This window comes from Streptomyces sp. NPDC048560 (assembly GCF_040650955.1).
GTDB lineage: Bacteria > Actinomycetota > Actinomycetes > Streptomycetales > Streptomycetaceae > Streptomyces.
Genome location: NZ_JBEZIJ010000010.1, coordinates 342,964 through 362,022, shown reverse-complemented (window position 1 = coordinate 362,022; position 19,059 = coordinate 342,964). Strand labels below are relative to the sequence as shown.

Annotated in this window: 18 protein-coding genes and 2 pseudogenes; 7 read left to right on the top strand and 13 right to left on the bottom strand. The window is 68.5% G+C overall.

Annotation, left to right across the window (positions count from 1 at the left end; translation table 11 throughout):
• Position 1 precedes the first annotated feature (1 nt).
• The 4 genes from AB0C82_RS26915 to AB0C82_RS26900 all read right to left on the bottom strand — a co-directional run bounded on the left by AB0C82_RS26915 (position 2) and on the right by AB0C82_RS26900 (position 5,256).
• Positions 2 to 1,561: an FAD-dependent oxidoreductase gene (locus AB0C82_RS26915; RefSeq protein WP_362846576.1), complete on the bottom strand. Its 1,560-nt coding sequence runs from the start codon at positions 1,559 to 1,561 to the stop codon at positions 2 to 4.
• Positions 1,558 to 2,763: a lycopene cyclase family protein gene (locus tag AB0C82_RS26910; RefSeq protein ID WP_362846574.1), complete on the bottom strand. Its 1,206-nt coding sequence runs from the start codon at positions 2,761 to 2,763 to the stop codon at positions 1,558 to 1,560. The genes AB0C82_RS26915 and AB0C82_RS26910 overlap by 4 nt, the downstream gene beginning before the upstream one ends.
• 139 nt (positions 2,764 to 2,902) lie before the next feature.
• Positions 2,903 to 4,150 (bottom strand): NAD(P)/FAD-dependent oxidoreductase, encoded by a 1,248-nt coding sequence (locus AB0C82_RS26905; RefSeq protein WP_362846572.1) that lies wholly within the window; start codon positions 4,148 to 4,150, stop codon positions 2,903 to 2,905.
• A 122-nt stretch (positions 4,151 to 4,272) separates the two neighbouring features.
• Positions 4,273 to 5,256: a MerR family transcriptional regulator gene (locus AB0C82_RS26900; RefSeq protein WP_362846570.1), complete on the bottom strand. Its 984-nt coding sequence runs from the start codon at positions 5,254 to 5,256 to the stop codon at positions 4,273 to 4,275.
• 138 nt (positions 5,257 to 5,394) lie between these two features.
• Here AB0C82_RS26900 and AB0C82_RS26895 point away from each other — a divergent pair, with 138 nt between their 5' ends.
• The gene (locus tag AB0C82_RS26895) at positions 5,395 to 6,054 is read left to right on the top strand and encodes a sigma-70 family RNA polymerase sigma factor (RefSeq protein ID WP_362846569.1); all 660 of its coding nucleotides are present in this window, start codon (positions 5,395 to 5,397) and stop codon (positions 6,052 to 6,054) included.
• Between the two features lie 64 nt (positions 6,055 to 6,118).
• Positions 6,119 to 7,654 (top strand): SDR family oxidoreductase, encoded by a 1,536-nt coding sequence (locus AB0C82_RS26890; RefSeq protein WP_362846567.1) that lies wholly within the window; start codon positions 6,119 to 6,121, stop codon positions 7,652 to 7,654.
• A 61-nt stretch (positions 7,655 to 7,715) separates the two neighbouring features.
• Here AB0C82_RS26890 and AB0C82_RS26885 read toward each other — a convergent pair whose 3' ends face one another.
• Positions 7,716 to 8,294, bottom strand: a complete 579-nt coding sequence (locus tag AB0C82_RS26885; protein WP_362846565.1) for a DUF4383 domain-containing protein — start codon at positions 8,292 to 8,294, stop codon at positions 7,716 to 7,718.
• Positions 8,295 to 8,452: 158 nt separating this feature from the next.
• Here AB0C82_RS26885 and AB0C82_RS26880 point away from each other — a divergent pair, with 158 nt between their 5' ends.
• The gene (locus tag AB0C82_RS26880; protein WP_362846563.1) at positions 8,453 to 9,652 is read left to right on the top strand and encodes a spore photoproduct lyase family protein; all 1,200 of its coding nucleotides are present in this window, start codon (positions 8,453 to 8,455) and stop codon (positions 9,650 to 9,652) included.
• 56 nt (positions 9,653 to 9,708) lie between these two features.
• Here AB0C82_RS26880 and AB0C82_RS26875 read toward each other — a convergent pair whose 3' ends face one another.
• The 5 genes from AB0C82_RS26875 to AB0C82_RS26855 form a co-directional block, all read right to left on the bottom strand.
• Positions 9,709 to 10,290 carry a fasciclin domain-containing protein gene (locus tag AB0C82_RS26875; protein WP_362846561.1) on the bottom strand — a complete coding sequence of 194 codons (582 nt, stop codon included), beginning with the start codon at positions 10,288 to 10,290 and terminating at the stop codon, positions 9,709 to 9,711.
• 225 nt (positions 10,291 to 10,515) lie between these two features.
• Positions 10,516 to 10,950: a hypothetical protein gene (locus tag AB0C82_RS26870; protein WP_362846559.1), complete on the bottom strand. Its 435-nt coding sequence runs from the start codon at positions 10,948 to 10,950 to the stop codon at positions 10,516 to 10,518.
• Between the two features lie 94 nt (positions 10,951 to 11,044).
• Positions 11,045 to 11,386: a DUF3140 domain-containing protein gene (locus tag AB0C82_RS26865; RefSeq protein WP_362846557.1), complete on the bottom strand. Its 342-nt coding sequence runs from the start codon at positions 11,384 to 11,386 to the stop codon at positions 11,045 to 11,047.
• Positions 11,383 to 11,610, bottom strand: coding sequence for a DUF2945 domain-containing protein (locus AB0C82_RS26860; protein ID WP_362846555.1), 228 nt, complete (start codon positions 11,608 to 11,610; stop codon positions 11,383 to 11,385). Before AB0C82_RS26860 ends, AB0C82_RS26865 begins: the two co-directional genes overlap by 4 nt.
• A 237-nt stretch (positions 11,611 to 11,847) precedes the next feature.
• Positions 11,848 to 12,510, bottom strand: a complete 663-nt coding sequence (locus AB0C82_RS26855; RefSeq protein WP_362846553.1) for a DUF4230 domain-containing protein — start codon at positions 12,508 to 12,510, stop codon at positions 11,848 to 11,850.
• Positions 12,511 to 12,978: 468 nt separating this feature from the next.
• Here AB0C82_RS26855 and AB0C82_RS26850 point away from each other — a divergent pair, with 468 nt between their 5' ends.
• Both AB0C82_RS26850 and AB0C82_RS26845 read left to right on the top strand, forming a co-directional pair.
• On the top strand, positions 12,979 to 14,853 hold the full coding sequence (locus AB0C82_RS26850; RefSeq protein ID WP_362846551.1) for a transketolase: 1,875 nt from the start codon (positions 12,979 to 12,981) through the stop codon (positions 14,851 to 14,853).
• 138 nt (positions 14,854 to 14,991) lie between these two features.
• Positions 14,992 to 15,303 carry a hypothetical protein gene (locus tag AB0C82_RS26845; RefSeq protein WP_362846668.1) on the top strand — a complete coding sequence of 104 codons (312 nt, stop codon included), beginning with the start codon at positions 14,992 to 14,994 and terminating at the stop codon, positions 15,301 to 15,303.
• Positions 15,304 to 15,337: 34 nt separating this feature from the next.
• Here the strand turns inward: AB0C82_RS26845 and AB0C82_RS26840 are convergent.
• Positions 15,338 to 15,637, bottom strand: a pseudogene (locus AB0C82_RS26840) (IS5/IS1182 family transposase); the annotation flags it as partial.
• A 41-nt stretch (positions 15,638 to 15,678) separates the two neighbouring features.
• Positions 15,679 to 16,968, bottom strand: a complete 1,290-nt coding sequence (locus AB0C82_RS26835; RefSeq protein WP_362846549.1) for an amino acid--tRNA ligase-related protein — start codon at positions 16,966 to 16,968, stop codon at positions 15,679 to 15,681.
• Between the two features lie 84 nt (positions 16,969 to 17,052).
• Here AB0C82_RS26835 and AB0C82_RS26830 point away from each other — a divergent pair, with 84 nt between their 5' ends.
• Positions 17,053 to 17,889 carry an NAD(P)-dependent oxidoreductase gene (locus AB0C82_RS26830; protein ID WP_362846547.1) on the top strand — a complete coding sequence of 279 codons (837 nt, stop codon included), beginning with the start codon at positions 17,053 to 17,055 and terminating at the stop codon, positions 17,887 to 17,889.
• On the opposite strand, the gene AB0C82_RS26825 is transcribed toward AB0C82_RS26830, so the two are convergent.
• Positions 17,876 to 18,637, bottom strand: coding sequence for a hypothetical protein (locus tag AB0C82_RS26825; RefSeq protein WP_362846545.1), 762 nt, complete (start codon positions 18,635 to 18,637; stop codon positions 17,876 to 17,878). The genes AB0C82_RS26830 and AB0C82_RS26825 overlap by 14 nt on opposite strands.
• Positions 18,638 to 18,846: 209 nt before the next feature.
• Between AB0C82_RS26825 and AB0C82_RS26820 the strand changes: the two are divergent.
• Positions 18,847 to 19,018: pseudogene (locus AB0C82_RS26820) on the top strand (IS5/IS1182 family transposase); the annotation flags it as partial.
• Between the last annotated feature and the right edge of the window lie 41 nt (positions 19,019 to 19,059).

Below are 19,059 nucleotides of genomic sequence, written 5' to 3'. Positions count from 1 at the left end.
GTCAGGGCCGTCCGGCCAGGCCGGCCAGGGCCCGGAGGACCGGGGAGCGGCCCCTGCGGGGCACCGTCCACAGCACCTGTCCGCGCACCTCCCATCCGGCGAGCAGGGCGTTGGCCGCCAGGAAACCGGTCGTGGCGGCGCGTTCCATGAGGGCGACCGGCAGGTCGCAGCGGACGGTGTCTCCCGCCACCATCACGCGCGGGAGCGGCGTCCGCACGGACGGCCGACGGGCGTAGCCGCCGACCGGGAACATCGGGCAGTCCGCCTGCCATTCGTGGCGGGCGTCGATGATCCGGGCGTTCGCGGTCTCCGGGTACACCTCGTGGAGCCGGGCGACGAGCCGCTCCTGGACCTCCTTCGGCTCGGCTCCCCCGTCGACGGCGTATGCGTGGAGTTCGACCACGGAGCCGCCCGTCCGCCGGGCCCACCGTGCCGCCTCGCCCTCGTAACGGTCCAGCACGCTGACGTTGTCCAGGCCTCCGTATCCGCTGGTGCCGAGGAATCCGGCGCGTCCCTCGCCCACGGGCCGGTCGAGCCAGAGACGCGAGACGAGGAACGGCGGCGCGTTGCGCAGCCCGGCGACGTCCTCGCGCCAGGCGGCGCTTCCCAGCGAGGGCGACGCCTCGACGAGGTGGCGCAGGCCGGCCACGTCGAGGGCGAGGACCGCACCCTGGTAACGCTCGGCCCCTGCCTCGCTCTCCACCTCCACGTCACCGCCCTCGACCGGCCGGACGCCGTGCACGGAGGCGCCCGTGCGCACATCGGCGCCGAGCCGGTCCAGGTATGCGCCCAGTGGTTCCCACAGGGCCTGCGGGAACGGTTCGCGAGGTACGTCGAAGAGCAGGCCCTCGGACGAGCCGAGGAAGTAGATGTGAAACATCAGCAGCATCTCGGCGGCCGACAGTTCGCGCGGATCGGCGAAGAAACTGCGCGAGAACACCTCGAAGGCCAGGTGCCGCGCGGCCTCGGGGAACCGGATGTCCGCCAGGAAGTCCGCCGCGCTGACCTCGTCGTACCGCTCGTACACCTCGGGCACCCGCACGTCGAGCAGCGGCAGTGCCGCGCGCGGGTCCATCGCGGCCAGGTCGCGCCATCCGAACGTGGGGCTGAGGGCCGCGAAACCGAGTGCGCTCCAGGGCGGGGTGCGCGGTACGTGGGCGAAACTGTCGGTCAGTCCGCCGCTGTGCCGCAGGGGGTAGTCGGGCAGGGGTGTGAGGGCCGCCAGCGCGGGATCCGTGCGCCTCAACAGACCGCGCAGGTTGTAGTACTGGCGGAAGAAGGCGTGGAAGCCCCGGCTCATGGTCGCGTCCGAGCCGTCAGTCAGGCCGGTGCGCCATCCGCGCAGGCGGCCGCCGAGCGACGTCTCGCGCTCGTAGAGGGTGACGCGGGCCCCTCGTTCGGCGAGTGCCGTGGCTGCGGCGAGGCCCGCGATTCCGCCGCCGATCACCGCGGTGCGGGGTGCGTCGCCTGTGAAGCGGTCCCGCCCGGGGACGGGCAGGATCACCTCCGCCCGCCGGTCCCGGCCCCGGCGGGCGGCGGTGCGCTGGGGGGTCGTCCTCATCGGGATGTCTCCTCGTGCGTGGTGGGGGTGCGGCGGGGCAGGAAGGGCAGCTCCGCAGCGGTGCGGAGCATCGGGACCACGGGCGTACGCAGACCGATGCCGAACTCCTCCCACGGGGTGCTCGCGCCGTCGAGGAAGCGCAGCAGCCGCTCCGTCGGGGTGCGGCGGAAGAGGTCGGTGAAGAAGCGGGGGCCGTCGATCCGGCCCGTGTCGAGCGCGCGCAGGACGACCGCGTCCATGGCCAGTGCCCGCCGGCCGTGGGGACGCGGCACGGTCTCGCCTCCATCACGGAGCGCGACGGCGATGGCGCGGCTCTGGCGCTGCACGGCGGAGAACGTGTAGCCGGTCGCCGGACGGGTGGCGCCTCCGGCCGCCCCGATGCGGAAGACGGACCGCCCGGCTCCGCGCGGGAAGCGTGCGTCGGTCATGGGGATGACCCCCTGCTCGGTGGATTCGACGCGGAGCGGTCCCAGCCGCAGCACGTCACCGGTGTAGCGACGCAGGGCCGTCTCGTAGGCGGTGGTGGACAGGGGGGCCCGGGAGAACTCGGTGTACTCGACCAGTGCCCGGTCCGGCGCCAGCGGCAGGACGTAGCCGAACGCGAGTCCGCGGGGTGGCTGCGGCACCCGGAAGTCCATCAGGTCCGCCACTTCCGGGTCGAAGCACGGGGTCGCCGTGTGCACGAACCAGCCGCGGAAGTGCTGGAGCAGCGTGGTGCGGGCGGGTGGCCGGCGGCGCAGGGGCCGTGAGTCGAAGACGTGGCTGCCGCGCACGGTCAGCGCGTTTCCTTCGGCGGCTGTGCAGTACACCTCGGCTCCTCCCCTCACGTCGCGCACGTCGTGGGCCGTGGCACGCAGGACGCGCGCGGCGGGGTACCGCGCCAGCCGGGAGCGGATCAGCTCCTCGAACGACGCGGAGCGCAGCATCCGGTAGCGCAGGGGCGCGGGGTCGCAGGTGGTCCTCGCACCGTCCGCCGCGGTGATCCGCAGCCGCGACCAGGAGGCGACGACCGCTTCCTCGTACTCACCGGGCCCGTCGTCCCAGTAGCACCAGGTCCGTTCGGCCGGCCGCGACGGCCCGTCGGGAGCCTCGATCACGGTCACAGCCGTGGTTCCCGTCCTCGTCAGCCAGTGCGCCAGGGAAAGCCCGGCCGCCCCGCCCCCGACGACGACCGCTTTCACCTGTCCGTGCTCCTCGGGCACCGGTCACCTGGCCTTTCGTTCGTTGGTGGGCGCTCGTCCCGGCAGCCGATTCGAAGTGCGCTCCGCTCCCCGGGTCCGGCCGCCCGGGCTACTTCGGCCGGTCTTCCGTACGTGGATGCGCGGTGCGTGGCGCGTGCGGTCACGGGTGGGCCAGATCGGCCAGTACCTCCCGCGCGGCACGGGTACCCGAGGCCAGGGCGCCTTGTACCGAACCGGTCGCCCTGTGGTCCCCGCAGACGTAGCGCCGCGGCGCGAAGCGCGTGGTGCGGCTCAGCGGCCAGGGCGGCACCATCGCGGGCAGGGCGTTCCTCACCGTGTACGTGGCGATGGGTTCCCAGGCGTCCGTGCCGGTGCCGTACAACTCGGCGAGGCGGCTCCGTACCGTGGCGTCCCCGGCCGGCGGACCGCCTTCGAGCACGGAGGTCGACACCAGGGAGGTGCCCGGCGGGGCGTAGGTGGGCGTGACCTCGGTGAGTACGCAGGTGTTGAGGACGGCCAGGCTGCTGTCCACGATCAGGGTCGGTTCCGTCAGCGGCGAGGAGTCGGTCGCGTGGTAGTAGGTCGTCACCGTGCGGCCGTCCGGAACCGGCAGGCCCGGCAGCAGACGGCCCGCCGTCGGCCCGTCCGTGGCCAGGACGACGGTGGCTCCCGCCCGTTCGCTGCCGTCTTCGAGGAGCACACCCGTGTCGGTCACAGCGGCGACGGGTGTTTCGAGGTGGAGTGTGCCGTCCGGCAGGCCGGCGGCGAGCTGGGCCGGCACCGCGCCGATGCCCCCGGCGGGCAGACAGAGGGTGCCCCGGGCCATGCTGCGCCAGACGAGGTGGAAGAAGCGGGCGGAAGTCGCCAGCTCCTGTTCCAGGAACACCCCCGACAGGAACGGCCGCAACAGGTCCTCGACCGCACGCGGTGAGACTCCGGCGCGGGAGAGCGCGGCCGAGGTGGTGCGGTCGGGCCGACGCTTGACGGAGCCTGCGGGAAGCAGGACGTCGCGTGCGGTGAGGGCGGTGAGAGCGGCGATGTCGCGTGCCGAGAGGACCCGTCCGGGCAGCAGGCTCCCGGCAGCTCCGGGGCGTCTGGTGGGGTCGGCGATCCGCACCCGTCCCGCGGACGTCAGGGCGAGGAGCCCGGGGGTGAACGGCCGCAGGCGCAGGTCCCGCAGGGCGAGGCGCCTTCTCACCTGCGGGTAGGAGGTGTTGAAGACCTGGAAGCCCCGGTCCAGCAGGAAGCCGTCCTTGCGGTCCGTGCGCATACGGCCGCCGACGCCGTCCGAGGCTTCCAGCACCTTGACGCGCAGTCCCGCCCGGCACAGGTCCAGCGCGCAGGCGATGCCTGCCAGACCGGCTCCGACGACGAGGGCGTCAGGCGTCGAGTGCTGTCGATCGTTCATCATCCGTCTCCTTCGCCATGCCGCGACACAGGAACTGACCAGCTGTCAGCCGGCCACGCACCGGGCGCCGCTGCTGGGGACCGCTACGGGCATCGGCCCATCTGTAGCAGAGAATCCGGCCGTCACCTGGTCACGACGGCCTCGAAGGCCGACAGCGCCTCGGAGAGTCCCGACGGTCGCAGCAGGCCCGGTACGGCGTGTCCGGCCCAGCCCGGGCCGAGAGCCAGTACGACCGGATTCCGCCGGGCTCCGCGTACGCCCCACTCCATGGCGGCGACGTGGTGGGCCAGCGGCCGGCTGGCGGTCGTACGGGACTGGGCCCAGAGGCCGACGGCCGCGGGCCCGGTCCTGCGCACCGCCTCGACGAGGGCCTCGACCGGCAGCGCGGCGCCGAACATCCGGACGGGCAGGCCCCGTTGGGCGAGCGCGGCGGCGAGGACCTCCAAGGGCAGGGTGTGGTTCTCGCCGGGGACGCAGGCGAGCAGTGTCGTGGCGCCCGACCGCTCGGACGAGGCCGGTGGGGCACTACGGCGCAGGGCGCCGGCGATGTGCCAGGACAGGAAGTGTTCGACCTCCACGTACCTCTCGCCCGCGCTCTCCCACTTGCGGCCGACGGCCTGGAGCGTCGGCATGATCACCTCGTTCCAGGCGGACACCAGTCCGTAGTCGGCGATCACCGTGGTGAGGAGCTCGTCCAGGGCGCCGGCGTCGAGCCGGAGAGCGGCGCGCGCCATGCCCCGGCACTCCTGGCGCACGTCGCCCAGCTGGAGGCCGGTGCGTGCCCGGTTGCGCGCGATCTGTGCGCGCACACCGTCCGGGGGGGCGCTCCTGGCCGTGGGAGCCGCGTCGTAGGGCTCGTCGGCGAGTGCGAGCCTTGCGGCCTCCGCGGGCGGCAGGCCGGTAGCGGTGAGCGCGCACATCCGCTCCAGCCGTGCGATGTCCACGGCTGTCCATCGACGGTGTTTGCCGCCGGTGTGCTGCGGCGGGCCGAGTCCGTACCGGCGGTCCCACGAGCGGACCGTCGTCGGGGCGACGCCGAGCCTCCTGGCCACCTCCCCGGTGGTGAGGCCGCCACTGTCTCTTCCGGTCGCGTCAGGGCGAGTCACCTCCTCACCATACGACGCACAAGCGAGGCGTGTTGCTTGCGTCGTTTGTGCCTCCAAAACTGGTGGCACAGGTGCAGACGTCGGCAGACAGATGGCTCCGGCGCCCTGCGTACTTCGCTCCGGCAGGAGGACCAGGACATGCGTACGACCAGTCGTCCCGCCGAGCCGTCGCTTCCCGCCGGGCAGACTCCGGGCGACCAAGAACTCGTCCGGTGCTTCATCGGGGCCGACGAGCTCGCGTTCGCGGCGGTGTACAGGCGATGGAGGCCACTCGTCCACAGCATGGCGAGCCGGTCCCTCGGCGACAGCCATGAGGCGGAGGACGTCACTCAGCAGGTGTTTCTCGCCGCGTGGCGGGGGCGGGCCGGCTTCCGTCCCGAGCGCGGACCGCTCGGAGCCTGGATCGTGGGCATCACACGCCTCAAGATCATCGACGCGCTCGCCGCCAGGACCCGGCGTCTGAGGCTCGTCGACACCGTCGGTCACACCCTCGCCGTGTCCGCACCCCACGAGGGCGCCCCCGCACCGGAGGCGTCGCTGGACCGGGTGCTCCTGGTCGACGAGCTGATCCGGCTCCCGAGCCAACAGCGGGAAGTGCTCTGCATGGCGTTCTACGACGACCTCACACACGCGCAGATCGCGGAGCGGACCGGCATCCCGCTCGGCACCGTCAAGAGCCACGCGCGAAGAGGTCTGCACCGCCTGCGGGACCGGATCGGACAAGGTTCCGGCACCGCCGGGGGCGGCGGCAGGCGCTCCCTGCCGTCCACACAGCCCGAACCCGTGGCAAGCGGTTGATACCGCCGGGCAGCACACCGACGAACGGACCGGCGAAGCCGGAACACCAGGTCAGGGAGGCTCAGTGAGCGGCGACGCGACCAAGGGCGCGACAGGATCGACGTGTCTGGTGGCAGGGGCCACCGGCTACATCGGGGGACGGCTCGTCCCGGAACTGCTGAAGGCCGGCCACCGGGTCCGGTGCCTGGCCCGCTCCCCCGGCAAACTGCGCGACCACCCGTGGGCCGCGGACGTCGAGACCGTCAGGGGCGATGTCACCGACGCCGGCGCCGTGGCCGGCGCCATGCGCGGGATCGACGTGGCCTACTACCTGGTGCACGCGCTCGGGACCGGGTCCGGTTTCGAGGAGACGGACCGCAGGGCCGCGCAGGTCTTCGGCGCGGAGGCGCACAGGGCCGGGGTGCGGCGGATCGTCTACCTCGGGGGCCTGACACCGCGGGGCGTCCCGGCGCACGAGTTGTCGCCGCATCTGCGCTCCCGGGCCGAGGTCGGGCAGATCTTCCTCGACGCGCCCGTGCCTGCCGCGGTCCTCCAGGCCGCGGTGATCATCGGTTCGGGGTCGGCGTCCTTCGAGATGCTCCGCTACCTGACCGAACGGCTGCCGGTCATGGTCACCCCGAGGTGGGTCCGCACCCGCAGCCAGCCGATCGGAGTGCAGGACGTTCTGCGCTACCTCGTCGCCTCCGCGAACATGCCGGCCAGCGTCAACCGGACCTTCGACGTCGGCGGACCCGACGTGGTCACCTACCTGGAAATGATGCGGAGCTACGCGACCGTGGCCGGTCTGCGCAGGCGCCTGATCGTGCCCGTGCCCGTACTCACGCCCCGCCTCTCCAGCCACTGGGTGGGGCTGGTGACACCCGTGCCGCGCTCCATCGCCCGGCCCCTGACCGAGTCCCTGCGCCACGAGGTGGTCTGCCACGAGGACGACATCACCGCGTACGTCCCCGCCGCCCCCGGGCGGCCCCTGCCCTACGGCGAAGCCCTGGCCCTGGCGCTCAGGCGCGTGCAGGACGCCGAGGTCGCGACCCGCTGGTCCTCGGCGGCCGTGCCCGGCGCCCCGAGCGACCCGCTGCCCACCGACCCCGGCTGGGCCGGCGGCAGCCTGTACCGCGACGAGCGCACGATGACGGTCGACGCACCTCGCGAGTCCCTCTGGAAGGTCATCGAGGGTATCGGCGGGGACAACGGCTGGTACTCCTTCCCCCTCGCCTGGGCCGTGCGGGGCTGGCTGGACCGCTTCATGGGCGGCGTCGGTCTTCGTCGCGGCCGACGGGACGCCGAGCGGCTGCGCGTCGGGGACTCGCTCGACTTCTGGCGGGTGGAGGAGATCGAGCCGGGGCACCTGCTGCGGCTGCGCGCGGAGATGCGACTGCCTGGCCTGGCCTGGCTGGAGATGTACGCGGAACGCGACGGCCGCGGACGCACCGTCTTCCGGCAGCGGGCACTGTTCCACCCGAGGGGGCTGTTCGGCCACGCCTACTGGTGGAGCGTCTCGCCCTTCCACGCCCTGGTGTTCGGTGGCATGGCGCGAAACATCGCCCAGGCGGCGGCCAAGGGCATGAGCAGCCACCCGGACGGCCGGCACGGGGTTCGGTGAACGTCTGAACGTCCGCTCCCGGCGCCCTCCGGCCGGTCGGGGCCGAAGGGCGGCACCGGCCTCAGGGCTGTTCGGAACTCAGCGGAGGCGGGTACGGGGACGTGCGTTCCGTGGACTGCTCGTCGGCGGCGGTCAGCGCCTTGGCCGCTCGTCGGCGGGCCTGGGACTCGCGGGCGGCCTGCTCCGGGTGGCGGCGCCGCCAGTAGGGATTGTCGTGCGAGAGCTTGCTGGTGACCCGGCCGTACATGCCGAACGTGAGGATGACCAGACCCATGACGAAGCTGAACATCACGTTCGTCATGCCGAAGTCGAGGATGTTCGCGGGCTTGTCGAGCACGAAGATGTGAGCGAAACCGCTCATCAGGAACAGTGCGCCGACGGCCATGTTGAGCGTCGACGCGAAGTTGCCGCCCACGAGCGCCCCGGCGATCAGCAGAAGCCCGACGACGGTCGAGATGACGCTGAGTGCGCCGTTGGTCGTCATGCCGGCGATCGTGTCACCCGCGGTGTCGAACGGGCTCAGGGAGTCGGCGAAGCCCAGACACCCGAAGACGATCAGGATGACGCCGCAGAAGGCGGCGCCGTAGCGGTACACGCGGGCCAGGTGGTGATCCACCGGCAGTTCGTCTCGCAGCTTCATGATCTGGATTCCCCTCATGCGCCTCTGACAGATGCAATGACATCCGGTTTCCACCACGATGGGCGGTTCGGTCGTGTCAGGAAGGACTCGTCATCCAATTCCACCGAACCTGGCGTTCTCGTACGGTTGGTCGTGACGCGACACATTTCGGAGCAGCCATGCCCACCCCCTCCAAGCCCGCCTCCCAGCCGTCCGGCAGCCCGGACCAGGACCCCGACGCCCTGTTCGGCCTTGAGGAGCTGCGCACAGGCCCGCAGGTGCCGACGCCTCCGGGCCCGCTCTTCCGCGATTCGGAGCAGGCGCGCCGCATCCTGTCGGTACGGGAGATCCATGCCGAGCCCGGCGCGGCGGCCTCCCCGCGGGGCGAGCAGATCCTCGCGCGCTTCCCGGACGCCGAGGTCCTGCCCGTCAGCTCGCACTGGCGCATCCCGGAACTGCACGGGAACAGGGGAAGCGCCGAACGCTGGGTGCGGATCAAGAGCACGGTGCTGGTTCTCGGCGAGAAGAAGACACTGACCGTGCGGCCCAACGGCCGGTCGGCCGACTGGATCGCCCCGGGCGCCGCCAACGGATGCGCCATGGCGTGCGCCTACTGCTACGTCCCGCGACGCAAGGGCTACGCCAATCCGGTCACCGTCTTCACCAACACCGACCGCATCATCGCCCGCCTGAGACGCCATGTCGCCGGCCAAGGACCCAAGAACGTTGCGAACCAGTGCGACCCGAGCGCGTGGGTCTACGACATCGGGGAGAACAACGACTGCTCGGTCGATGCCCTGATCAGCGAGAACACCGCCGACCTGGTGCACGCCTTCGCCCGGTGGCCCACGGCCAAGGCGTCGTTCGCGACGAAGTTCGTCAACCCCGACCTCCTGCTGCTCGAACCCCGCGCACGGACCCGCGTCCGGTTCTCCCTGATGCCGCCGGACGACTCACGACTGCTGGACATCCGCACGAGCCCCGTGGAGCACCGCATCGCGGCGGCGGCGGACTTCGTCGAGGCAGGCTACGAGGTCCACTTCAACCTCTCCCCCGTCGTCATCAGACCCGGCTGGGAACAGGCCTGGGCACAGTTGCTCCAGCACATGGACGATGTCCTGCCCCGCACGGTCAAGGACCATGCGGCGGCCGAAGTGATCATGCTGACCCACAACCGGGACCTGCACGACGTCAACATGGCCTGGCATCCGCGCGCCGAGGACGCCATCTGGCGCCCCGACCTGCAGCAGCCCAAGCGCTCGGAGAACGGCAGCTGGAACGTGCGGTACCGCAACACCACCAAGGCGGCCGCGGTGGAGACCGTACGCCGCCTGGTGCACACCCACGCTCCTTGGCTGCCGATCCGCTACGCGTTCTGACACCACTCACCGCGACGGAATGCCCGGAGCCCTGTACTCAGCACGCCGGAGTCCTGTCAGGACTTGGGCATCAGCACGGTGTCGATGAGCTGAACCGTTGCGTTCTCCGTGGCGACGTCACCGCAGACGATCTTCGCCGAGTCGTTCACCTCGAACGATTCCCCGGACCCGGACGTCGTCAGCATGCCGCCCTGGAGGGTCTTGAACGACCCGTCGGGCAGCTCGTCGACGGTCACCTTCTCATCGACAACGTGGTAAGTGAGGAGGTCGGTCAGCTGCTCCTTGTCGTTGAGGATCTTGTCGAGGTCTGCCTTCGGGATCTTCTCGAAGGCAGCGTTCGTGGGCGCGAACACGGTGATGTTCTCGGCGTTGTTCAGCGTGTCCACCAGGCCCGCCTTCTTGACGGCGGTGACAAGGGTGGACAGTTCGGGGTTGTTCGACGCAGCGGTGGCGACCGGGTCGTCGGCCATACCGGCGGCGCTGCCTTCGCCACTGGCCGGCAGGGACGCACACGCCGGCCCGAACGGCTCCGCCGCGGGGCCCGCGTTCGCTGCGGGGGCCACGGCGAAGAGGGCGAGGGGGGCGAGAAGCGCACCGGCTCCGGTGAGAGCAACACCCCTGAAGTGGTTGATGATCATGACCTTCACCCTTTTACTGGTGGGAGGAATGGCGGCATGTCCTGCTGCCCGTCACATCAATGTCTTCGCGCGACGCACCCCGTTCGGATGAACATCCGGCGGAGAATATTGACAAAATAATTCGCGGGCGGGCTCGCCGTGGCGGATTGTGCTCAGCGCAAGTGGGCGAGCCTCCGTCGCAGGCGCCGCCGACCCGGGCCGAAGGAGCGACGCACACCGCAGCTCTCAGGGCTGGGCCGTGTGGTCAGGGTGACCGCGAGTACGGCGCCTCTCCTTCATCTCCGCCTCGTAGAGATGCTCACGGCCCCCGGCGAGCTCCTGCCGCACCTGCGCCTCGACGCCGGTGAACGGCCGGTAGTAGGTGGCGTTGTACGCCTCGACGATCTGGAAGGTCCAGCAGCCGGGAATGACGTTGCGCCCGACGATTTCGCGGTCCACCAGATCCGCCTGCTTCGCGTGGCCGGCCGCCCGCAACTCCTCCACCGCCCTGCCCAGTTTCAGGTCGGCACCGCCGGTGAGCTGATGGAAGGCGTACAGATGTCCGCGGGCCCGCTCCACCGCCTCCAGCGCTTCCGACAGGGTGCCCAGGGCCTCGACCGTCGCGTCACTGACCCCGTCCGGCCGCACATGCCACTCGTCCGGCTGGTCCTTGTCCGTCATCGCGCTCCCACATACGGTCCAGGGTCTTCACTCGGGCTTCGCGGGCATACCGGCTCGGCGCAGGACGGCTCAGCACGGCAGCCGGTGGCGCTCCTCACCGGTTGGGGTCGTGGCCCCAGTCCATCAGCGAGTACCGCCACCTGGTGTCCGTCGGGTCGCCATCGGGCCGCTGCTCGATGTGCCGATGTACGTAACCGACGACCTTCCGCATGTGCGCGACGTCGTCGTCGGTGAGATCAGCTTCCTTGGTCCGCAGCAGCCCCACGATCCGACGCCCCGAGGCATGGCCGACGCTTTCGGCTCCGCCGTCCGACTGGCCCACACTCTTGGACGCGTCCGTCCTGAGCCATTCCTCGAGTTCGCCGGCCGTCATGTCGACCGCTTCACCGAATGCGCCGACGGTCTTCTCGCGGTCCGCATTCCGATCCCCGGTCACGAATCCTTGCCCTTCTCACGCAGGGCTTCCGGTTTGTGCACCGCTGTGCGCCCGGACTTATCGCTCTCCACCTCGTACTGCGGTTCATCCCGCGAGGCGTCCACGGTCCGTCCGGCCGCTTCCGTACGCTTCGTGATCTTCTTCCTGACCTTGCCCGGCACGCTCTGTCCGTGGCTCCGCCAAGAGACCTCGTCACCCTTGTCAAGCTTCTTGTCCTTGGCCATGAGACATCTCCCCCTGATCTTCGTCGCTCACTGTCACAGGAATGGAATGCGTTCTCCGCGTTCCACTCTGTTGACTACGAGCCCGTGGCGCACCTCGAACGCGTCCGCGCCATCGGCCGAGGTGGTGATCGCGGACGCGCCGGAGGCTGGCGTGCTGCCCGCTGCCGCGCCGTAACCCAGGGAGCTGAGAGGACGGAGCGTGGGATCGACGTGCGGCGTACCGGGGTGTGCCTTCCGTCAGGTCCCGTAGAAGACGCGCACGTCCTTGAAGCCGAGGGAACGCAGGAGGCCCTCCAGCATGCTGGTGGTGTTGGTCTCGGCCCTCTTGGTCAGTCCACTGCCCTTGGCGGCATCGCCGATGTGCGAGACGGCGAGCTTCTGCACGGCCTGTTCGCTGTTGGGGTTGTCCGAGAACAGGTCTCCGAGGCGGTCGAACAGGCCGCGTTGTTTGGAGACGGCGTAGGAGTGGTCCGCATCCAGGGCGGGTTTGCCGAGCTGGGCGTGCGGGAGCCGCAGTGTGGCCGATGTGCGGTCTTCGTTCACCGTCACGTCGTCCCTGGCGACCTTGCCGAGGTCGACGTACGCGTCCACTGTGCCCGCACCCACGTACAGCGTGCGGGAGCCCCTGACAGCGTCCGGCAGGTACTTCGCGTCCTTCTCGAGGTCGACGACCACCTGGAAGTTTCCGGAGGCGGCTTCGAAGCGGCTCATGTCCTTGATGGACTTGAGGAGAGCGGGGCCCGAACGGTCGGTGGTCTCGGTTCCGAACAGATCCTTGATGCCCGGCAGCACGGCCAGCCTGATTCCGGCGAACAGCACCGCGAGCACCAGCACGAAGGCGGTCACCACCTTCGCCCAGGCGGGCATGCGTCCGGGCAGGTGCCTAACGGGAGTCGTCATCCAGTGGTCCTCCTTTCCTGTACTCCGGGTGCCCCCGAAAACCCTTACGAGACAGGTGAGTTGAGAAACGCACGAAGGACCAGGCGGATTCGGGCGGAGGAACGGACGGTGCGGGCGTTTCCGACCGCCGGATGCCGTGGCCCGCGGGTCGCCCGGCAGCCGGCCCGGACCGGCCGTGGAGGTCCTGGTCTCGCTACCGGTCCGGACCGAGGAGTCGGCCGGTATCGGTACAGGCCCGGGAGGCCCGCGCCCGATGGAGCACCCCGTCCCTCAGCGCGAGCTGCCGGAGGCCGGGCCCGGTGAGCGTCACGCCGGTCGGGGCCGGACCTGCGCCGTGTGATCGTCGCCATGGCGGCCTCGCCTCGGCCACGGCCGAATGAGGTCAAGAGGCGCCGGGGCGTGATGGACCGCCCGAATCCGGGGAACCCTTCTGCCGTCGCATCGCCGTCCCTTACGAAAGGCCTGGCCATGTCCACCCGACCGACCACGCTCGATTCCAGCACCGACCTGTCCCAGATCTTCGAGCTGGCCCAGCAGCTCCGCGTGGACTCGGTGCGCTCCAGCACGTCCGCGGGATCCGGTCACCCCACCTCCAGCCTCTCGGCCGCGGACCTGATGGCCGTACTGCTCGCCCGGCATCTCCACTACGACTGGTCGACCCCGGACAATCCCGCCGGCGATCACCTGATCTTCTCCAAGGGACACGCGTCACCCCTCCTCTACGCCATGTTCAAGGCGGCCGGAGTCATCGGTGACGAGGAGCTGATGACCACCTACCGCCGGTTCGGCCACCGCCTCCAGGGCCACCCCACCCCTGTTCTGCCCTGGGTGGACCTGGCCACCGGCTCGCTGGGCCAGGGCATCGCCTACGGCGTCGGCATCGCGCTGGCGGGCCGCGACCTGGAGAAGCAGCCCTACCGGGTATGGGTGCTCTGCGGGGACAGCGAGATGACCGAAGGCTCCGTCTGGGAGGCACTCGACAAGGCGGGTCGGCACCGGCTGGCCAACTTCACCGCGATCGTCGACGTCAACAGGCTCGGCCAGAGCGGACCCACCGAGCTCCAGTGGGACACTGCTGCCTACGCGCGGCGTGCCGAGGCATTCGGCTGCCGGGCCCTCGTGGTCGACGGCCATGACCTCGCAGAGGTCGACCGGGCCCTGACCACCGCCGCCGACGGTCAGGCACCCACCGTCATCGTGGCCAGGACCGTCAAGGGCCGGGGCGTCAGCGAGGTCGCCGACCAGGAGAACTGGCACGGAAAACCGCTTCCCGAGGATATGGCCGAGCGCGCCGTGGCAGAACTGGGCGGCGTCCGCGACCTGCGGGTGCGCGGCCCCCGCCCACCCGAGGCCGCCCCTGTGACGGCCCCGGCGGCGGGCCCGGTGGAGCTGCCTCGCTACGACGTCGGGGACGAAGTCGCCACCAGGGTCGCGTTCGGCAAGGCACTTGCAGCCCTCGGCGCCCGTCCGGACGTGGTCGCCCTGGACGCCGAGGTCGGCAACTCGACGCACGCCGAGGACTTCAGGAAGGCCCATCCGGAGCGGTACTTCCAGACGTACATCGCCGAACAGCAGATGATCGCCACCGCCGTCGGTATGGCCGTCCGCGGCTACCGCCCCTACGCCACCACCTTCGCCGCCTTCCTCACCCGGGCGCACGACTTCATCCGGATGGCCGCCGTCTCCGGGATCACCATGGCCCTGTGCGGTACCCACAGCGGCGTGGAGATCGGCGCCGACGGCCCCTCCCAGATGGGCGTCGAGGACCTCGCGATGATGCGCGCGGTCCTCGGGTCCACCGTCCTGTATCCGTCCGACGCGACCTCGGCCGCCGCCCTGACCGCCGCCATGGCCGACATCGAAGGCATCTCGTACCTGCGCACCACGCGAGGCGCATACCCGGTGCTGTACGCCGGGGACGAAACCTTCGCGCCGGGAGGGTCGAAGACCCTGCGCGGGGGCGGAGACGACGACCAGGTGACCCTGATCGGCGCCGGTGTCACCCTGCACGAGTGCCTGGCCGCCGCCGAGGAACTCGCCGCCGACGGCATCCCTGCCCGCGTCATCGACCTGTACTCGGTCAAGCCCATCGACACCGACGCCCTCGTCCGCGCCGCCTCGCACACGGGCGCTCTGGTCGTCGTGGAGGACCACCATCCCGAAGGAGGCATCGGCGAAGCGGTCCTCTCGGCCCTCGCGGCGTCCGGTAGTCACCCCGGATTCGCCCACCTCGCCGTCACGAGCCTGCCGGGATCGGGCACCACCGGAGAACTCCTCGACGCGGCCGGCATCTCCCGCTCCCACATCGCCGAGGCCGCCCGCGCCCTGGTCAAGCGCCGCTGAAGCACCGCCTGGCGCTCCCCGGCCGTTCCCGCGAAGTCCCGCCTGGCCTGCGGGCACACGGCGGGACTCCGGGGAGCACACGCGCGCCGTCGGCGGCCGGTGGGGAGCCGGCGTGTGCGCGATACTCCACGAGTGACTATGCCGGTCGGCCCCGTGATCCTCTTCGATGACGATTACCACATGTATGTCCTCCAGAACCGGGCCTCCGCGGAGGCGTGGTGGGAGATGCCCGACGAGTACGCCTGCGGGTTCGATGCCTTGGCCAGGCCATTGCGCATGACGGGTGAGCCACACCAGGTCACTCTCGAACTCAAGGGTGATGAGTCGGCTGAGGCGGACTTGCGTCGTCTGGTCGCCGACCACTACCGGCGATTTCTCCGTCGACAGGCGCCCCCTGAAGCATCCGATCTCTCAACATTTGTGTCGGGGCTGCCTGTCGAGGGCTCGTGACGGGAATCAACCTGTCCTGTGCCACGCCAACGGGTCAGGACGCGAGTCTGCGGTAGCAGATGAGGGAGCAGGCGATGCCGGTGAAGGCGAGGAAGTGTTCGGCTCTGCGTTCGTAGCGTCGGTGGAGGCGTCGGCAGCCGCGAGCCAGGCTCGGTGCGTTCGACGGTCCGGCGATGGCGGCCAAGTCGCCGCACGCTCTCGGTGCCCCTGCGGGCGATGCGGTGGGTGATGCCACGCCGACGCGACCATCGCCGCAGGTGGGCGTAATCGTAGCCCTTGTCGGCATCGAGCTTTCCGGGTTTGCGCATCGTCGGCGTCCACGACGCGAGGTGCGTAGCTGTCGTCGTACGCCCGCCAGGGGTTACGGGACAGCCGTTAGCGGGCTATGGGACCTGAGGCCAGGGGGAACGGAACCACGTCGCTCACGCGCCTTGCGCCAGTGATCGCGGCCACCAGGCGGTTGACGTGCAGGCCGAATCCCGACAGCGGCGGGCAGCCGAGCTTCAGCGCTTCGAGCAACGCGCTGTCGTAGCCCCATGAGTCACCCTGCCGATCGTGGTGCTCTCCCATCGCGATCCTCTGGGATTCGAATACGGCGCGCTGCTCCTCCGCATCCACCTGCTCTTGAACAACCTCGCAGATCCTGAACCCGGAGAAGAACATGAATCCCCGCATGGCATCGCCCGGCATCGATTCATCCCGCTTTGCCAACGGAGACAGAATTTCAGGAAATTTGTCGACAAAGACCGGCGATCTAAACCTGTCGGAGATAGGACCGCGCAGCTCGCCATAGGCGCCCTTGACTGCGGCTTCCTCACGCGCGGACACGCCCGTGGCAGAAGAGAATGTCTCACGGCGCCATGGCATGGCCAGAGCCTCGACATTACCCTCCGGTGCCGCCGGAAAGCCCCGAACACTCAGTGCCGCATCCTGCACAATCTTTTCCACGATGCCTATCAGCTCACGCTGAGAGAATCTGGACGTAATTCCCTCCACCATCAGGAATTCGTGAAGCTCTGCCGACTCGTTACGGAACGACGGCCCCATGCAGTATGCACTTTCAAGCCCTGCCACCATGAGCTGTTTCAGGTGACTCTCGAGCGAACCACGCAGGTAGAGATCAACTGAACCGAGGTCAGCAGAATCCAACCTGAAGAGGTTGGCGGTGCCGGCGAACGGTGAAGAAACGATCGCCGGGACATCGACCTCATCGAACCCGAACTCCAGCAGCGACTCGCGGATGGATCTCATGACCCGGATCCGCACTTTCAGACGCGCGCGCAACTGTGAATCGACGAGTAACTCCCTGGCACGGTCCCGCCTTACGGAGCGTCCAGTCCTGCGCAGTGTCCCTGCGCGGAAGTCCTCGGTCAGTGACCCTTGCTCGTGAGGCTGGGCGACACACACCAACGTGTCAACCTCAATGATTGCGTCACCGGTCCTGGACCTGCCAAGCATTCCTTCCATTTCGACGACGTCTCCAACGCCTATGCCAAGTCGGTCATATTCCGCAGTGTCTGCGAGACATTGATGGTCCTGCAGCGCGTCGCGCACGTCGAAGAACGTGCTCCGCTTCATTCGGCGAACCGCGACGACCCGCCCCATCAAGTGCGTGGGCAGGGCCTCCTGCCCGACATGGGACCTGGTAGGGCTTGAATCGTTCATATTCTTCCCTTCTCGCGCCGGTAGCTTCGTGCCGGCGATACGATATGACCCCAGTTGCCGATTCGACAGACCAAGGAAATCAGCATGTATAGCATTCTGTGGTTCGGGGCCGGCAGGTTTGGCTCGCCGATGGTGTCCAGGTTGCTGGAGAAGGGATTCGCCGTTCATCTTCCACGGTCCGGACACAGCACGGACAGCGCAGCCGCGCTCGTAGAATCCGGGGCGCATTGGTGGAGCGGCGGCGACGTTGATGTCTATGGTTTTTGCTTGCCTCGGTCCACGGACGTTGCTCAAACGATGGAAGATTTCCCACCAAGAGCTGGGGTCGAGGTGCTGGATTTTTCTACGGGCGATCCCCAACAGGCATCGCGCCTTCTGTCCGCTGCACAGGCGCGTGGCGCCGGCTACATCGACTGCCCTGTTTCCGGTTCGACCGATCACGGCAGGAACGGAAGTCTCACGATGTGGATCGGCGGTGAAAGGTCATCGGCCAGCGAGCCGTGCAAGCAGATAATTGACTCCCTTTCCTGTAAGCAGTTCTGGATGGGTCGGGTCGGAGCCGGCTTCTCCGCCAAATTAGTGAATCAGATAATTCACGTCCTGAATGTCGCAGCCATAGGAGAGGGTCTCAAGCTGGCTCAGGCCCTCGACCTTCCGCGTGACCGCATAATCGAGAGCCTGCGCCACGCGAGTGCGGCTTCCGCGATGTTGGATCGCTTTGGCACCGAAATCGCCTCGCGCGACCATACGGCACATTTTCGCCTTGAACTCGCCGCAAAGGACATCGAATATGCCTTCAATATCTTGAAATCATTTGACGGCGCAGAGATCTCTTACCTGGAGCTCTTGCATGAGGATCTGCAGTCAGCATTGGCCCGCGGTCAGGGAGATGAAAACTTCACCACCTTCATTGACAACTGAGCCGCTCGGAGGCCGGAGGTTCACCCGATGGAAAATCACAGGCATCTCCGGGCTCCTGCTCAGCTTCAAGGAATATGGTCTGCGCCATCATATTGATCCTTTTTACCTTCTCCCGAAATATCTCGATCGACTCCTCCGGGTGAACGGTATCTATGACCGCATTCTTGCCGATTGCATTGAATTGATGCGACGTCCCTCGCGGGATTTGCATGTCGACCCAAGCACAAGGCGGCACCACCGCGTTGAACCTCGCTCTCTTCCTTCCGTTCTCATCCGCAATCTCATCAACAAATGTGGCGATCACGACCTTCTCCCCGACGACCTTCGTCAGTATCTTCGGTTCGGCCAGTGTGGATATTCGGACACGCGTACACTTCCCGGTCATGATCCTTACGTAGCGCATTCCGGTGTGCATATGCATTCTTGAGCAGAGATCCTTCGTTCTGACGTCGTAGAAATCCATCAAATACCGGTCGGCTGCAAAATTGTCATTTGGCGGAGTCAGCATGAGAACGTCACCCTCCTCAAATTGCTGAGCTCGAACTATTCCGTCCGCATCCGGAGCACTGTTGGATGCCGCTTCGTGCCCGTCCTGAACGATTTTCGACAGGGCCTCGACCACTCCTTGCGCCGTCTCCTCATCAAGACTGACCACAGGAGTGATAACACACTGGCCGTCGTCCTCGAATGAGTTCAAACCATGGACTTCGTTCTCGGCATCCGGGCTGTTCTTCAGCCGGTCGCTCATCCTGCCCCCCGACAGATTGAATCTCGCATGTTCTGCACGACAACAAGAGAAGTGCCATCAGACCACCGTGGTACCCCGGGCGATTCTCGCACCAGCCCAAGCGATTATGTGAGAGAACCGTGAAATCCATGGTCTCGGCCAACGAGCTGGGCCGTGATTGCCGGTGAGGTGTTCTTGCTGGTGGGTGGCATGATCCCGATGTGGCGATCATGGTCAGTGGGACAGTTCTCGTGCATTCAGGTGTTCACGAGTGCCTCTCGGGCATCTCGCCTTCATGGCTGAGGAGTTGGCTCGCCCGTGGCGGGCGGTGGTCGAGGGACGTCGTCACGAAGCTCGCGGCGGCCCAGGAAGGGCGGGGCAGGAGCCGGTGTCCGGCATCGGTTCAGGGCTTCGGCGTAGTCGGCGGGCGTCCGTTTCGTGAT

Excerpts from the sequence above, each read along its gene's own strand:
- AB0C82_RS26915 (WP_362846576.1), bottom strand. The coding sequence starts at position 1,561 with ATGAGGACGACCCCCCAGCGCACCGCCGCCCGCCGGGGCCGGGACCGG.
- AB0C82_RS26905 (WP_362846572.1), bottom strand. The coding sequence starts at position 4,150 with ATGAACGATCGACAGCACTCGACGCCTGACGCCCTCGTCGTCGGAGCC.
- AB0C82_RS26895 (WP_362846569.1), top strand. The coding sequence starts at position 5,395 with ATGCGTACGACCAGTCGTCCCGCCGAGCCGTCGCTTCCCGCCGGGCAG.
- AB0C82_RS26885 (WP_362846565.1), bottom strand. The coding sequence starts at position 8,294 with ATGAAGCTGCGAGACGAACTGCCGGTGGATCACCACCTGGCCCGCGTG.
- AB0C82_RS26880 (WP_362846563.1), top strand. The coding sequence starts at position 8,453 with ATGCCCACCCCCTCCAAGCCCGCCTCCCAGCCGTCCGGCAGCCCGGAC.
- AB0C82_RS26875 (WP_362846561.1), bottom strand. The coding sequence starts at position 10,290 with ATGATCATCAACCACTTCAGGGGTGTTGCTCTCACCGGAGCCGGTGCG.
- AB0C82_RS26870 (WP_362846559.1), bottom strand. The coding sequence starts at position 10,950 with ATGACGGACAAGGACCAGCCGGACGAGTGGCATGTGCGGCCGGACGGG.
- AB0C82_RS26860 (WP_362846555.1), bottom strand. The coding sequence starts at position 11,610 with ATGGCCAAGGACAAGAAGCTTGACAAGGGTGACGAGGTCTCTTGGCGG.
- AB0C82_RS26855 (WP_362846553.1), bottom strand. The coding sequence starts at position 12,510 with ATGACGACTCCCGTTAGGCACCTGCCCGGACGCATGCCCGCCTGGGCG.
- AB0C82_RS26850 (WP_362846551.1), top strand. The coding sequence starts at position 12,979 with ATGTCCACCCGACCGACCACGCTCGATTCCAGCACCGACCTGTCCCAG.
- AB0C82_RS26845 (WP_362846668.1), top strand. The coding sequence starts at position 14,992 with ATGCCGGTCGGCCCCGTGATCCTCTTCGATGACGATTACCACATGTAT.
- AB0C82_RS26835 (WP_362846549.1), bottom strand. The coding sequence starts at position 16,968 with ATGAACGATTCAAGCCCTACCAGGTCCCATGTCGGGCAGGAGGCCCTG.
- AB0C82_RS26830 (WP_362846547.1), top strand. The coding sequence starts at position 17,053 with ATGTATAGCATTCTGTGGTTCGGGGCCGGCAGGTTTGGCTCGCCGATG.
- AB0C82_RS26825 (WP_362846545.1), bottom strand. The coding sequence starts at position 18,637 with ATGAGCGACCGGCTGAAGAACAGCCCGGATGCCGAGAACGAAGTCCAT.